The following is a 13,375-nucleotide window of genomic DNA, read 5'->3' on the forward strand; positions in this document are numbered from 1 at the left end:
TTTGATCCCGGCCAGGTGGCGCATAAAAACGGGGAATTTCGCGAACCCGCGCGGGTCCATGACAGTGTGGGCGCGCGCCGTCCGTCCGGCGATCCGCATGACGCGGAAGGGGGCCGGCGGCGTCAGCCCAGGTTGCGGCGGTGAAAGCGCAGGTGGTCTTCGACGAAGGTGGAAATGAAGTAATAACCGTGGTCGTAGCCGGGATGGCGGCGCAGCTCGAGCGGCTGGCCGACGGCCCGGCAGGCGTCCTCGAACGCGTCGGGGTACAGCTGCTCGGCCAGGAATTTGTCGGCGAGGCCCTGGTCGATCAGGATCCCTTTCGGGAACGGCGGTGCGTCGGCGGCCGCCATCAGCGCCGTCGCGTCGTACGCGTGCCATGTGTCGCGGTCCGGGCCCAGGTAGCCGCCGAACGCCTTCTCGCCCCACGGGCAGCGGGACGGGGCGGCGATGGGCGCGAACGCGGACACGGAGCGGAACAGGGCAGGATTGCGCAGCGCGAGCATCAGCGCGCCGTGTCCGCCCATCGAGTGGCCAAAGATGCCCGTGCGGGCCGGGTCGGCGGGCAGGGTGGCCAGCACGAGCTCGCGCAGTTCGAGGATGTGGCTGTACATGCGGTAGTGCGTGGACCACGGCGCGCGGGTGGCGTCGACGTAGAAACCGGCGCCGGCGCCGAAGTCCCAGCTGTCCGTCTCGCCCGGTACGCCGGCGCCGCGGGGGCTCGTGTCGGGCGCGACCAGGATCAGGCCTTCCTGCGCCGCCACCCGCTGGGCACCGGCCTTGGTCATGAACGTCTCTTCGGTGCAGGTCAGGCCGGCGAGGTAGAACAGCACGGGCAGGCGCTTGCCTTGCGCGCCGGGAGGGAGGTACACGGAATAACGCATCGGCAAGCCGATGGCGGCGGAATCGCAGCGGTAGAAGCGCTGGATGCCGTCGAAGCAAGCGTGTTCACTGAGGAGTTCGGGCATGGCTCGGTCCGTCGGAGGATGGATGGTCAGAAACACAAGTATGCCCTGTCGGCGGGCGGGCCGGCAACGCGCTTCAGATCAGCCCGAGCGCGCCCAGCACGGCCCCGGCGGCCAGCAGCCACAGCAGGTGAATGCGGGTGCGCCAGATGACGAGGCAGCTGACGATGACCGTTAGCCGCAGGGGCCATTGCGCCAGCAGGGCGCGCAGCGCATCGGCGCCTGGGCCCGCGGCGGCTGGCGCGTCGGCGACCGGTGTACCCGCCGCGATGCCGGCGCCGAGCGGTGGCGCGACGGCGGCCGCCGAGCTGGCCATGATCCACGCCGTCGACAGCAGAAGCGCGATGACGATGGGTGCCATGCCCTGCTTGAACGCGCGCACGGCGCGCAGGTCGCGGTTGCGGTGGCCCCAGCCGGCGACGGTGTACGTGATGACGGTCGACGGCGTCATGATGCCGACCATCGTCACGAGCACGCCGAACAGGGCGGCGGCCGTGCTGCCGGCGTTCATGCCGACGTGCCACCCCATCAGGGCGACGAACAGGACGTTCGGCCCCGGGGCCGCCTGGGCGAGGGCGATCGACTGGTTGAATTGTTCCTGGGTAAGCCAGTGGTGCTGCTCGACGAGGAAGCGGTGCATTTCCGACGTCGTCGAGATGGCGCCGCCGACCGACATCAGCGACAAGGTGAGGAAGTGGCCGAACAGGTTGAGCCAATCGGCCCAGTCCAGCGTGAGGTGGATGGGCATGGTCATGGCTTCAGGCGGCGGTAGGTGAGGATGCAGCCCAGCCCGCCCAGGCCGCACAGCACCCAGGCAAGTGGAACTTTGAGGAGGCCGACGAGGATGAAGCCGGCAGCGGTGATGGCCAAGCACCAGGACAGGGGCATCGGGTTTTTCTTGAGGGCGCTCACGAGGCGCAGGGCGGCAGCGGCGATGAGGCCGGCACACACGGCGGCCATGCCGTGCAGTGCGCCGGCCACCATGGGACTCGCGGCGAAACGGTCGTGCAACAGCTCGAGCGCGATGACGATGACGAGCGGTACGGCGAGCAGGCCGGCCAGCGCGGCGAGGGCGCCGGCGATGCCGAAGTAGCGGCCGCCGATCATCAGCGACAGGTTGACGACGTTCGGGCCCGGCATAATCTGGGCGACGGCCCAGTCTTCGATGAATTCTTCCTGCGTGAGCCAGCGCTTGCGGTCGACCACCTCCCGCTGGACGATGGCCAGCACGCCGCCGAAGCCCTGCAGGGCCAGGATCGTGAACGAGATGAACAGGTCGGCGAGGGAGCGGGGACGGGGACGGTCGGCGTGGTCGGGATGGTCGGTACTGGCGGGGCGGGACGGTGCGTTCATCCCTCGATTATCGCGCCGCCGCCGGGGTCTGTCCATGCGCGCCGGCGCGGGCCGGCGCGTGTACGTACGGGCGCGCGTCAGCCGCCGCCGATGCCCCGCATCACGCGGCCCGTGCCTTCGCACTCGGGGCAGGTCTTGCCGTCGGCCAGCTTGCCGCTGCCGCCGCACGTTTCGCACAGGTCTTCGCCGGCGCCTGGGGTGCCGGGTTCGGCTTCGTCGCCGGGTTTCATGTCGGGATCGGGCATCGCGCTCATGGAGTCCTCATGGTGGATGGATGGCGGGACCATTCTAGGCGCAGCGGGGCGAAGACGGCGCACGGCGCGCCTGCCCGTCCTGCCGCTGTGTGCCGGAAATTTACGAAACCATGTGGATCGATATCAAATTAAGCTTGACTTTGGCTAAACCTGGGAAATACTCGTTAGGCGGCAACCCATAATCCCATCAACGTCAGGAACTGCGATGAACGAAGATTCTCTCGAGCTCGAAGACGGTCAGGCGACCGTTTCCTACCAGCGACGCGATGCGCAACAACAGGACATCGTCGACCTGGGCATTGCCCTGCAGCAGCGCAGCAATACGATGTCGGCCGTGGAATACCTGCGTTCGCAAAACGTCGGCAATGACGTCATCGAACGGGTGCTCACGGAGCCGGGCCGCCGGCGTTCCTGGTGCCGTTGAAGGAGGCCGGCTCAGCACTTATGCACAAAATTGCTTGATAACATCTTGCATATTTTTTCGATGTGTGCGCCGGCTGAGTTCGTAAACCCTTGATTTTGCGAAGGTTGGGAGGTGCCCACGCAACGGGCAAATTGTTGAAAGCCGCATTCCTGCTTGGTTTTGCCATGTCAATAGGGTGCTTTTCCACAACCTTATGCACAGTTTTTGTGGATATCTGAACAAGCTTTGCTAATCATGCATCGATTCAGCCAGTGCGGGTGATGACTACACCCGCGCATGAGTCCGTGCGTCGCCGCTGACGTGGTTTTGCTACATCGACATCGCCCCTCTTGCTTTTAGATACTGGACAAATGTACAGTTGAGCACCAACGCCCAACCGCCATGTCCGCCGCCGCCACCGCCACCCCTGCCGATCCGTTCGCGAACCTGAATCCCGAACAACTGGCCGCCGTCGAGCACGACGTCGGCGCGGACGTCGTGCGGCCGTTGCTCGTCGTGGCGGGCGCCGGCTCGGGCAAGACGAACACGCTGGCGCACCGGGTCGCGAAGCTGATCCTGGCCGGGGCCGATCCGCAGCGCATCCTGCTGTTGACCTTTTCGCGCCGCGCTGCCGGTGAGATGGGCCAGCGCGCCGCCGGCGTGCTGCAGCGCGTGCTGGGTACGTCGTCCGCCGTCGGCAACCTGCCGTGGGCCGGCACGTTCCACAGCATCGGCGCCCGGCTGCTGCGCGAGTACGCGGGGCGGATCGGGCTGGAAGCGTCGTTCACGATCCACGACCGCGCCGATTCCGAAGACTTGATGGGCCTCGTCCGGCAAGACATCGGCCTCGGTGCCGCGGCCGGCCAGAAACGTTTTCCGCTGAAGGGCACGTGCCTGGCGATCTATTCGCGCGTCGTCAACGGCCGCGAGCCGCTGGCCGACGTGCTGCAATCGACATTCCCCTGGTGCAGCGAATGGGAAGACCCGCTGAAAAACCTGTTTGGCGCCTACGTCGACGCGAAGCAGGAGCAGAACGTTCTCGACTACGACGACCTGCTGCTGTTCTGGGCCGAGATGGCGGCCGATCCCGAACTGGGGCCGGAGCTGGGCGCGCTGTTCGACCACGTGCTCGTCGACGAATACCAGGACACGAACCGCCTGCAGGCCGCGATCCTGCAAGGCATGAAGCCGGACGGGCGGGGCGTGATGGTCGTCGGCGACGACGCGCAGTCGATCTATTCGTTCCGCGGCGCGACCGTGCGCAACATCCTCGACTTTCCGCAGCAGTTCGCGCAGCCCGCGCGCATCATCACCCTGGACCGCAACTACCGCTCGACGCAGCCGATTCTCGATGCGTCGAACGCCGTCATCGCCGCCGCGCTCGAGCGTCATGCGAAGAGCTTGTGGACCGATAAAGTGGCAAGCGCGAAACCGCAGCTGGTACTGATTCCGGACGAGGCCGAGCAGGCACGCTGGGTCTGCAACCGCGTGCTGGAGCAGCGCGACGCGGGCATCGTGCTGAAGCAGCAGGCCGTGCTGTTCCGCGCCGCGAGCCACAGCGCGGCGCTCGAACTGGAGCTCGTGCGGCGCAACGTCCCGTTCGTGAAATTCGGCGGGCTGAAATTCCTCGAGGCCGCGCACATCAAGGACGTGCTCGCGATGCTGCGCTTCGCCCAGAATCCGGCAGGCAGGGTCGCGGGCTTCCGCGTCGTGCAACTGATGCCCGGCGTCGGCCCGGCGACGGCGGCCCGCTTCCTGGACGCCGTGGCGGAAGCGGCGGACCCCGTCGCGGCTGCCGACGCCTTCCCCGCGCCCCCGCGCGCGCAAGGCGAGTGGGAACAGTTCACCGCATTGTTCCGCACCTTGCGCACGTCCGGCCTGCGCTGGCCGCTGGACGTGGAGCTCGTGCGCGACTGGTACCAGCCGCACCTCGAACGCCTGCACGACGATGCGCCCGTGCGCGCGGCCGACCTCGACCAGCTCGTCGCGCTGGCCGGTGGTTACGGTTCGCGCGAAAGCTTCCTCACCGAGCTCACGCTCGACCCGCCGGAAGCGACGAGCGACCGTGCGGGCCCGCCGCTGCTGGACGAGGACTACCTGATCCTGTCGACGATCCACTCGGCCAAGGGCCAGGAGTGGAAGGCCGTGCACGTGTTGAACGTCGTCGACGGCTGCATTCCGTCCGACATGGCAACGGGCAGCGCGGAAGACATCGAGGAAGAGCGGCGCCTGCTGTACGTCGCGATGACGCGTGCCAAGGAGCACCTGCACCTCGTCGTACCGAACCGCTTCTTCATCAAGCAGCAGGCGCAGATGGGCGACCGCCACGTGTACGCCCAGCGCACGCGTTTCGTCACCCCGGCCATGCTCAAGCATTTCGAGGAATGCGTGTGGACGACTGCCGATGCGCAGCACATCCGCAAGCCGGTGCCGGACACGGTGCGGATGCTCGTGCGTGAACGGGCCCGGAACGCGTGGCGTTGAGGCCGGCGCCCAAGTTTGGGAAAAATGACGGCAAGATGACAGAACAAGTGGACAGAAGCGGCACCGGGTGGCCAAGTTATGCCCGTCATCGATTTTTTGTAGGAATTTGCCTCATTCGCATCACGTGCTTAAAACAAGTGCACACGCAAGTCATTGATTCTTAACGACTTCGATTTTGCCTTTTCGTTGTGCAGTTTGTTGAAACCCGCACCAATACTGCGGTTCTGGCTTGTCAAGAGGCGCTTGTCCACACAGTTATCCACATTTCTTGTGGATATTAAAATTAATCCCGTCGAATCAATATCTTAGGTCATCTACTTGAGGCGGCGTCGAGTTGTTCGCGCCGATCAAGACGTGTTAACGCGTGCAATGTTTGCCTGGCGGCTTGGTCAGTCCAGCAAGGCACGCAGCGTCTGCAGGGCGGCGAGCGCACCCAACGCAACGCCGACGCCCGTGCCCGCCGCCACGTCCGGCTCGCGCGGGTTGATGCGCACGAGCGGCGCACGCTGGCCCTCGCACAGGCGGCGCACGGAGGGGACGTCCGTGCCCGCGCCCAGTTCGACGACGACGAGGCGCCGCACCTGCCGGCGCCAGCGTTCCAGGCGCTTGTACTGATGGGCCGTGCGGTCATCGAGCCAGCGGCCATCGCCGAACATCAGGATATTGGGCCGCGCGAGCCGGCCGCAGTGCGGGCAGCGGGGCAGCGGCGGGGCCATCAGGCACGTCGCCGGGTCGACGATCGGGTCGACGGCGTCGGCCGGCCTGATGCCGCCCCCGCACGGGCCCGTGCATTGCAGGTGGTGGATCGAGCCATGGCATTCGACGATGCGCTCCGGGTCGAAGCCGGCGCGCTGGAACTGGCCATCGACATTGCTCGTGAAGACGAAGGCGCCATGCGGCAGGCGGGCGCCGATGTCGCGCAAGATCGCGAAGCCCGCATGCGGCACCGTGCTCCGGTACAGCGCGAGGCGGTGGCCGTAGAAGCCCCAGGCGAGTTCCGGTAGTGCGTCGAAGCTGTGCGGATTCGCGATCTCGACGAAGCGGATGCCGGCGGCGGCCAGCGGCGGATACGCACGCCAGAACCCGTGGTCGCCACGGAAGTCAGGCAACCCCGAATCGACGCCGATCCCGGCGCCGGCGCCGATCAGGAGGCCGTCCGCCTCACGCAGCAAGGCGGCCGCGCGGGCGAGGGCGGCATCGTCGTCCGGACTCATGGGGAGTCTACGTCGATGCGCCGCTGCAGGCGTTCCAGTTCGGCGAGGAAGCGTTCGGCGGCCAGCGCGGGCGCCCACGGTTCCCACGGCGGACAATCGTAGACCTCGACGAGCGGATCGCGCTCCAGCACGGGCGAGCGGATTTTCAAGGTGGTGCGCACTTCGCGTTCCGACCAGCCGGCCACGTGCACGGCTTCGCTGGCGGCCGCGAGGCGGTCGGCGCGCTTGTGCAATTGGTGCTCGGCCGGCGTCCACGCGGGCAGCCGGTAGCGCAGGAACACGGCCTGTTCCAGGCGGCGGGTGAGGGCGCGGAAACCGTCGCCGAGGAAGGGCTTGATCGGCGACACGGCGTCGAAGCCGAGCAGGCCTTCTTCCGCATCGTGCAGCAGCTCGCGCAATTCCACGACGGGGGCAAGCGGCGCGGGCGTGGCGGCGCGGCGGAGCAGCATCACGGCGATCGAGTGCTGCGCGACGGACAGCGGCAGCGGCCACGCGGAGTGGCCGCCCCAGCGGTAGGTGCGCGCGAGGCCGAGGGCGAGGTCGCTGTCGTCCCAGTCGAACGGAGTCGGGTTCAACAGGTCGAGCCGCTTGCCGGACGGCATGCGTACCCAGGCGCGCATGTCGGGCGCCATCTCAACGGATTCTCGCAACGGTGCTCATGTGGCGATTTTACACGGCCCTGCAGGCCGACCCCGGCAGGATTGACGTGGCCGTACACAGGGCACCGTCCGCGGTTTATAGTAGGCTGCTGCCGGCACGGGCCGGCCGAAAGGAGCGCAGCGAAGATGGGAGAGATTGCCAAACGGATCGATTGCGACGTGCTGGTCGTGGGCGGCGGCATCAATGGTGCCGGCATCGCGCGCGACGCAGCGGGGCGCGGCCTGTCCGTCGTGTTGTGCGAAAAAGACGATCTGGCCCAGCATACGTCGTCCGCGTCCAGCAAGCTGATCCACGGCGGCCTGCGCTATCTGGAGCAATACCACTTCGGCCTCGTGCGCAAGGCGCTGGCCGAGCGCGAAGTGCTGCTGAAGAGCGCGCCGCACATCATCCATCCGCTGCGTTTTCTGATGCCGCATGCGCCGGGGCAGCGGCCCGCGTGGATGATCCGCGCCGGCCTGTTCCTGTACGACCACCTGGCGCCGCGCGATTTCCTGCCCGCGTCCGGCGCCGTCGAGCTGCGCGCGACGCCCGCAGGTGCCGCGTTGCAGCCGCAGTTCACGCGGGGGTTCGCGTATTCCGATGCATGGGTCGACGATGCGCGCCTCGTCGTGCTCGCGGCGCTCGATGCGCGCGAGCGCGGCGCCACCGTGCTCACGCGCACGCGTTGCGCGCGGGTGCGGCGCGATGCCGCGCGCTGGGATGCCGAGCTGCATGGCGCGGACGGTGTCATCCACGTGCACGCGCGCTGCCTCGTGAACGCGGCCGGGCCGTGGGCCGGCAGCTTGTTGCACGAGACGGGTGTGGGTCCGGCACGGTCCATGCGCCTCGTGAAGGGCAGCCACATCGTCGTGCCGCGCCTGTTCGACGGGCCCGACGCGTTCCTGCTGCAGCAGCCGGACGGCCGCATCGTGTTCGCACTGCCGTACGAGGGTGCGTTCACGCTCGTCGGCACGACGGACGTCGACCACGACCCCGCCGACCTCGACCGTGTCGCCATCAGCGCCGCCGAGACGGCGTACCTGTGCGACGCCGTGAACCGCTGTTTCACGCGCCGCATCGCCCCGGCGGACGTCGTATGGAGCTATGCGGGCGTGCGTCCGCTGATCGACGAAGGCGGCAGCAACGCATCGTCCGCCAGCCGCGACTACCGGTTCGAGCACGACACGGCCGGCGGCGCGCCGCTGCTGTCCGTGTTCGGGGGCAAGGTCACGACGTTCCGCAAGCTGGCCGAGCAGGCCGTCGACTGGATCGGCCCCCGGCTGGGCCGCAGCATGCCGCCCTGGACGGCGCATGCGTGCCTGCCCGGCGGCGACTTGTACGGCAAAGTGCCGCTCGCGCGGGCCGTGCTGGAATACGACGGCTGGGTGCGCACACGGCGCCAGCAATTCGCGTGGCTGCCCGAGTCCTTGCTGGTCCGCTACGCCCGCAGCTACGGCACGCGGCTGTCCACGCTGCTGGCGCATTGCCGGTCGCGCGCCGACCTTGGCGAGGAAATCGTGCCCGGCCTGTTCGAGGCCGAGGCCCATTATCTCGTGCGCCAGGAATGGGCCCGGTCCGCCGACGACATCCTGTGGCGTCGCACGAAGCTGGGGCTGCACGCGCCGCCGGGTGCCGCGCACCGCCTCGACTCTTGGCTGGCCAGTCACCACGGCACGGCGGTCACCGTGCCGTGATGCGGCCAGCGCCGCGTCAGCGTGCGTTCTTCGCCAGCCAGGCGTCGATCTCGGGCAGGCGCGCCGCGTTGACGCGGATACGATCCTGAATCGCGGCGACGGCCGCCTCGACGTCGCCGCGCGACGTGGGCGCCAGGTTCGCCTCGGCATACGCACCCAGCTTGTTCACCATCGCCGGGTCCGCCGACGCCATCGCGAGGCGCGCCAGGTAGCGGCTGCGCGAGCTGGCGTCCACGCGCTCGTTGATCTTGGCGAGGTGGGCGACGGCGAAGTCGAACGCCATGTCCGGATAGCGCATCGCCACTTCCGAAATCATCGTCGCGCTGATCGTCAGGCCCGGTTCGTCCGTGAGGGCGAGTTCCAGCGCGCGCATGGCGAGGGCGCGGTCGTCCGTGGCCGCGAGCAAGGTGTAGCGCTGGTCGCGCACGAGCGGGGACGTCTCGTTGCGCGCGGCCGCGTGCAACTGGTCCCACATGGCGGCATCGGCATGCTGGGCGACAACGCCCATGACGGTCTTGCGCAGCGGCCCGGGCACCGCCTGCGGGTCCGTCGTGAGGGCGGCGTAGCGGCGGCGCGCTTCGGCGATGGTGGTCGCGTCGCCCAGGTCGCTCAGCACGACGATCAGCTGTTCGCGCAAGTTCGCGACGGCCGACGCCTCGTCCGGTCGCGCCGTCCAGCCCACCTGCGCCATCAGCGGCGCCAGGCGGCCGATGGCAAACGCGGCGAAGCGGCGCTGGCGCGTCGTGTCGCCGCCGCGTGCCTCCTCGCGGTAGCGTTCATGGAGGCCGTCGAGCAGCCCCGCGATGCGCGACCACACGGCCGGATCGGCGCCGGCCGGCGTCGCCTGCACGAGGTCCAGCACGTCCGACGCCGGCTGCAGACCCGCGAGGCCCAGTGCGCTGCTGTCGGCCAGCAGGCCGATCTGGTCGATCGGGGCGATGCCCGCGAACTGCTGTGCGAGCTGCGCGAAACCGGCCGACGTGTACAGGGTGCGGTAGTAACCGGTCTGGCCCGCATTGACGATCACGGCGCCGCAGCCCGGCACGGTGACGGCGCCCTGGCCGCCCGCGACGAGCGTCGTTCCCTGTTTCGCACTGCCGGCGATCTGCGCGATGACGGGCACGCGCCACGCGAGCGGCGCCTTGCCCGCGCGGTCGCGCGTGAATTCCGCCTGCGTCAGCGGCACCGTCGATGCGGCGTTGCTGCACGCGGCGTCGCCGACCTTGATGAGCGGGATACCGGGTTGCAGCGTGAAGTCGTGAGCGATGGCGGTGACGGGCTTGCCGGCCGCCTTCTCGATCTGCTTCCACAAGTCGTCCGACACCGTGTTGCCGTACGCGTTCGCCTTCATGTACGCGCGCACGCCGCTCTTCCACGCGTTCTCGCCGACATACGCTTCCAGCATGCGGATGACGGATTCGCCCTTCGAATAGGTGATCTCGTCGAATGCCTGGTTCGCCTGCTCGACCGTTTCCACGTGCTGCACGACGGGGTGCGTGCCGGCGACGGAATCGCGGCGCATCGCCGTCTCGCGCGTGGCGACGGTGCCCAGGCGGGTATTCCATTCCGGATGCAGGCGGGCCGTCATGCGGCTTTCCATCCACGACGCGAAACCCTCGTTCAGCCACAGGTCGTCCCACCAGCGCATCGTGACGAGGTCGCCGAACCACTGGTGCGCCATCTCGTGCGCGGCCGTGGAAAAGATTTCCTCGCGGTCGTGCTGGGTGGCGATCGTGGGGTCGAGCAGCAGTGCATATTCGAACGTGAAGATGGCGCCCCAGTTTTCCATCGCGCTGAAGAACTGGCTGCGGCCGGCGCCCGCCACGTTGTCGAGCTTCGGCAGCGGGTAGCGCACGCCGAAGTAATCGTTGTACTCGCGCAGGATGGCCTGCTGGGCGTCGAGCGCGAACCGCGCCTGCGGCAGCGCGCCGCGGCGCGTGACGACGCCGACTTCCGTGCCGTCCACCTTCGCCGCTGCCCGTTCGAAATCGCCCAGCGCGAGGAACAGCAAATATGTCGACATCTTCGGCGTCGTGCCGAAGGTCACGCGGCGGCGGCCGTCCGGCAGAGCCTCCGTGCGCGCGGCCGGCATATTGCTGACGGCCATCTGGCCGGCCGGCACGACGACGTCCAGCGCGAAGCTGGCCTTGTACGCCGGCTCGTCCCACGACGGGATCATGCGGCGCGCGTCCGAGTTCTCGAACTGGGTGTACAGCGCGCGCTGCTTCTTGCCGTCCGCGCCCGGATAGTCGAGCGAGAACAGCCCGACGGCCTGCGTGCCGATCACGCCCGTGTAGTCCATCGCCAGGTGGTACATCCCGGGCGCGACGGGCTGCGCGAACGTGAAGGTCGCCGTCTGCGCGGCGGCGTCGACGGCGACCGTCGCATCGCGTCCGGCGCCGCCGGCGGCCGGCGTCAGCGTCACTTGCGCGAACGTCAGGTCGGCCGCGTTCAAGGTCAACGTGCTGCTGGGCTTCGTGACGTTGATCGTGACGACGGCGCGGCCACTGAACGTGCCCGTCGCGGCGTCAGGGGTCAGCGAGATCCGGTAATGCGTCGGGACGGCATTGCGGGGCAATTGCGTCGTGGTGTCGCCGGCCGCCGTGCCCGCGGGCGCGCGGGTGGGCGCGGCGCTGGCGTGAACGGCGGGCGCGGTCGCCAGGGTGAGGGCGACGGCGGCGGAAAGCAGGCTGCGGTGCATGGAAATCCTATCGAATATGTACGTCGGACCCGCGCGCGCGGCGGGTAGGGCGCGCGCGGCCAATCCGCCAATCTACGGTCAAACGGCGCGCCCTGTCAAATGACCAGGCAGACAGACGGCGGACGTGGCGCGGCGATGGGCGTATGATCGGCGACGCACACGACCAAGGAGGGATCGATGAAACTGTACACGAGCAGCCGCGCGCCGAACCCGCGCCGCGTGCTGATGTTCATGGCCGAGAAGGGCGTCGCCGACGTCCGTACGGTGCAGGTCGACCTGGGCAAGGCCGAGCACCGCAGCGAGGCCTTCATGGCCCTGAATCCGATGGCCCAGGTGCCCGTGCTGGAACTGGACGACGGCCGCACCCTGGCCGAGACGCGCGCCATCTGTACTTACCTGGAAGGCGTCCACCCGAATCCGAACCTGATGGGCGAAGGCTTCGAGGAACGCGCATTCATCGAGATGATGGACCGGCGCTGCGAGCTGCAGCTGTTCCTGCGCATCGCCAACTGCGTCCGGCATACGCATCCGGGCCTCGCACCGCTGGAACAGCCGCAGTTCGCGGAGTTCGGCGCGGCGCAGGGCGAGAAGGTGCGCGAGTCGGCGCACTGGCTGGACGGGGTGCTGGCGGACCGCGACTACGTGGCCGGCGACCGCTTCACGATCGCCGACATCACGGCATTCTGCGCATTGGAATTCGCGCGAGGACTGATGAAGTACCGGCCGGCCGACGACGGCCTCGCGAACCTGCAGGCGTGGCGCGACCGGATCGCGCAGCGCCCGAGCGCGCAGGCCGTGTAGCTACGGCATCGCGTCAGCCGACGCGCTTGTACCAGGGGCGGTCGCCTTCGATCGCCTGGTACGTGCCGGCGTATGCGTCCGACACGGCAAGCGGCCGGTCGAGGCACAGCACGCCGAAGCGCGCCAGGCTGTCGTGGAACAGCCGCAGCACGCGCTGGCGCAGCACGGGACCGAAGTCGGACAGGACGCTGCCGCACAGGATCGCCTGGAACTCGTTGAACGAGGCGTCCGTCACAAGGCTGTACTGCGACCACGTGATGCGCCGCGCAAGCTGCGGCTGCAGGCGCGCGAGGCCGTCGCGCACCTCGAAGTACGCGGACAGCGCCGCGCGGCCGCCGCTCGCGGCGTAGCGCGTCTGCGCGGCGTCGAGGTCGGCCACGGGCAGCCACGCGTCGTGGTATGCCGTGACGAGTTCCTCGTTGGCGAGCGTGGCGTGGATGTCCAGCTTGCCCAGCACGCCTTCTTCCGCCAGCACGATGGCCAGCGTCCACGCCTCGCCCACACCCGCACATTCCGCGATCCAGACCCGCGGCAGGGGCCACGCGCGCAGCGACGGCGCCAGCACGCCGCGCAGGCGCTGCACGTGGGTCGTGTCGTCGAACAGCGCGGCCTGTTCGGGCGCCAGCATGCGCAGCAGCGCCGTCGCCACGACCGGATCGTGCAAGACCTTTTCCTGCAGGCCCGACAACGTGGCGGCGCCCCGCGTGCGCATGGCGGCGGCCAGCCGGCGGCGCAGGGCGGCGCGGTCGTAGGCGCGGAAATCGTGGCCGAAACGCTGGAACAAGGCCTCCAGCAGCAGCTCCGTTTCCAGCTCCTCGACCGCGAGCCCGGCCGCGAGACCGGTCCACGCGTTCGGCACTGCCATCGCTT

12 protein-coding genes are annotated in these 13,375 nt (G+C 68.6%); 4 read left to right on the forward strand and 8 right to left on the reverse strand.

Features of this window, described 5'->3' with window-relative positions:
* Nucleotides 1–122: 122 nt before the first annotated feature.
* From fghA to NX784_RS03105, 4 genes are all read right to left on the reverse strand, one after another.
* Entirely contained in the window at nt 123–965 is an 843-nt protein-coding gene (fghA, locus tag NX784_RS03090; RefSeq protein ID WP_258815235.1) for an S-formylglutathione hydrolase, read from the reverse strand.
* A 73-nt stretch (nt 966–1,038) separates the two neighbouring features.
* Nucleotides 1,039–1,716, reverse strand: coding sequence for a chromate transporter (locus tag NX784_RS03095; RefSeq protein WP_258815236.1), 678 nt, complete (start codon nt 1,714–1,716; stop codon nt 1,039–1,041).
* The gene (locus tag NX784_RS03100; RefSeq protein ID WP_258815237.1) at nt 1,713–2,315 is read right to left on the reverse strand and encodes a chromate transporter; all 603 of its coding nucleotides are present in this window, start codon (nt 2,313–2,315) and stop codon (nt 1,713–1,715) included. Before NX784_RS03100 ends, NX784_RS03095 begins: the two co-directional genes overlap by 4 nt.
* Before the next feature lie 77 nt (nt 2,316–2,392).
* The gene (locus NX784_RS03105) at nt 2,393–2,569 is read right to left on the reverse strand and encodes a hypothetical protein (protein WP_166860340.1); all 177 of its coding nucleotides are present in this window, start codon (nt 2,567–2,569) and stop codon (nt 2,393–2,395) included.
* 205 nt (nt 2,570–2,774) lie between these two features.
* On the opposite strand from NX784_RS03105, the gene NX784_RS03110 reads away from it, so the two are divergent.
* Nucleotides 2,775–2,993 carry a hypothetical protein gene (locus NX784_RS03110; protein ID WP_258815238.1) on the forward strand — a complete coding sequence of 73 codons (219 nt, stop codon included), beginning with the start codon at nt 2,775–2,777 and terminating at the stop codon, nt 2,991–2,993.
* Between the two features lie 381 nt (nt 2,994–3,374).
* Nucleotides 3,375–5,456: an ATP-dependent helicase gene (locus NX784_RS03115; protein WP_258815239.1), complete on the forward strand. Its 2,082-nt coding sequence runs from the start codon at nt 3,375–3,377 to the stop codon at nt 5,454–5,456.
* A gap of 389 nt (nt 5,457–5,845) precedes the next feature.
* Here the strand turns inward: NX784_RS03115 and NX784_RS03120 are convergent, their stop codons facing one another.
* Nucleotides 5,846–6,670 (reverse strand): SIR2 family NAD-dependent protein deacylase, encoded by an 825-nt coding sequence (locus NX784_RS03120; RefSeq protein WP_258815240.1) that lies wholly within the window; start codon nt 6,668–6,670, stop codon nt 5,846–5,848.
* The gene (locus tag NX784_RS03125; RefSeq protein WP_258815449.1) at nt 6,667–7,272 is read right to left on the reverse strand and encodes a phosphohydrolase; all 606 of its coding nucleotides are present in this window, start codon (nt 7,270–7,272) and stop codon (nt 6,667–6,669) included. Before NX784_RS03125 ends, NX784_RS03120 begins: the two co-directional genes overlap by 4 nt.
* Nucleotides 7,273–7,455: 183 nt before the next feature.
* Between NX784_RS03125 and glpD the strand changes: the two genes are divergently transcribed.
* On the forward strand, nt 7,456–9,003 hold the full coding sequence (glpD, locus tag NX784_RS03130) for a glycerol-3-phosphate dehydrogenase (protein ID WP_258815241.1): 1,548 nt from the start codon (nt 7,456–7,458) through the stop codon (nt 9,001–9,003).
* Nucleotides 9,004–9,019: 16 nt separating this feature from the next.
* Here the strand turns inward: glpD and NX784_RS03135 are convergent, their stop codons facing one another.
* Complete coding sequence (locus tag NX784_RS03135; RefSeq protein WP_258815242.1) at nt 9,020–11,704, reverse strand: M1 family metallopeptidase; 2,685 nt, start codon at nt 11,702–11,704, stop codon at nt 9,020–9,022.
* A gap of 177 nt (nt 11,705–11,881) precedes the next feature.
* On the opposite strand from NX784_RS03135, the gene NX784_RS03140 reads away from it, so the two are divergent.
* Entirely contained in the window at nt 11,882–12,505 is a 624-nt protein-coding gene (locus tag NX784_RS03140) for a glutathione S-transferase family protein (protein ID WP_258815243.1), read from the forward strand.
* 13 nt (nt 12,506–12,518) lie between these two features.
* Here the strand turns inward: NX784_RS03140 and NX784_RS03145 are convergent, their stop codons facing one another.
* Entirely contained in the window at nt 12,519–13,370 is an 852-nt protein-coding gene (locus NX784_RS03145) for a CheR family methyltransferase (protein ID WP_258815244.1), read from the reverse strand.
* Nucleotides 13,371–13,375 lie beyond the last annotated feature (5 nt).

The organism is Massilia pinisoli, from assembly GCF_024753285.1.
GTDB classification, from domain to species: domain Bacteria; phylum Pseudomonadota; class Gammaproteobacteria; order Burkholderiales; family Burkholderiaceae_D; genus Telluria; species Telluria pinisoli.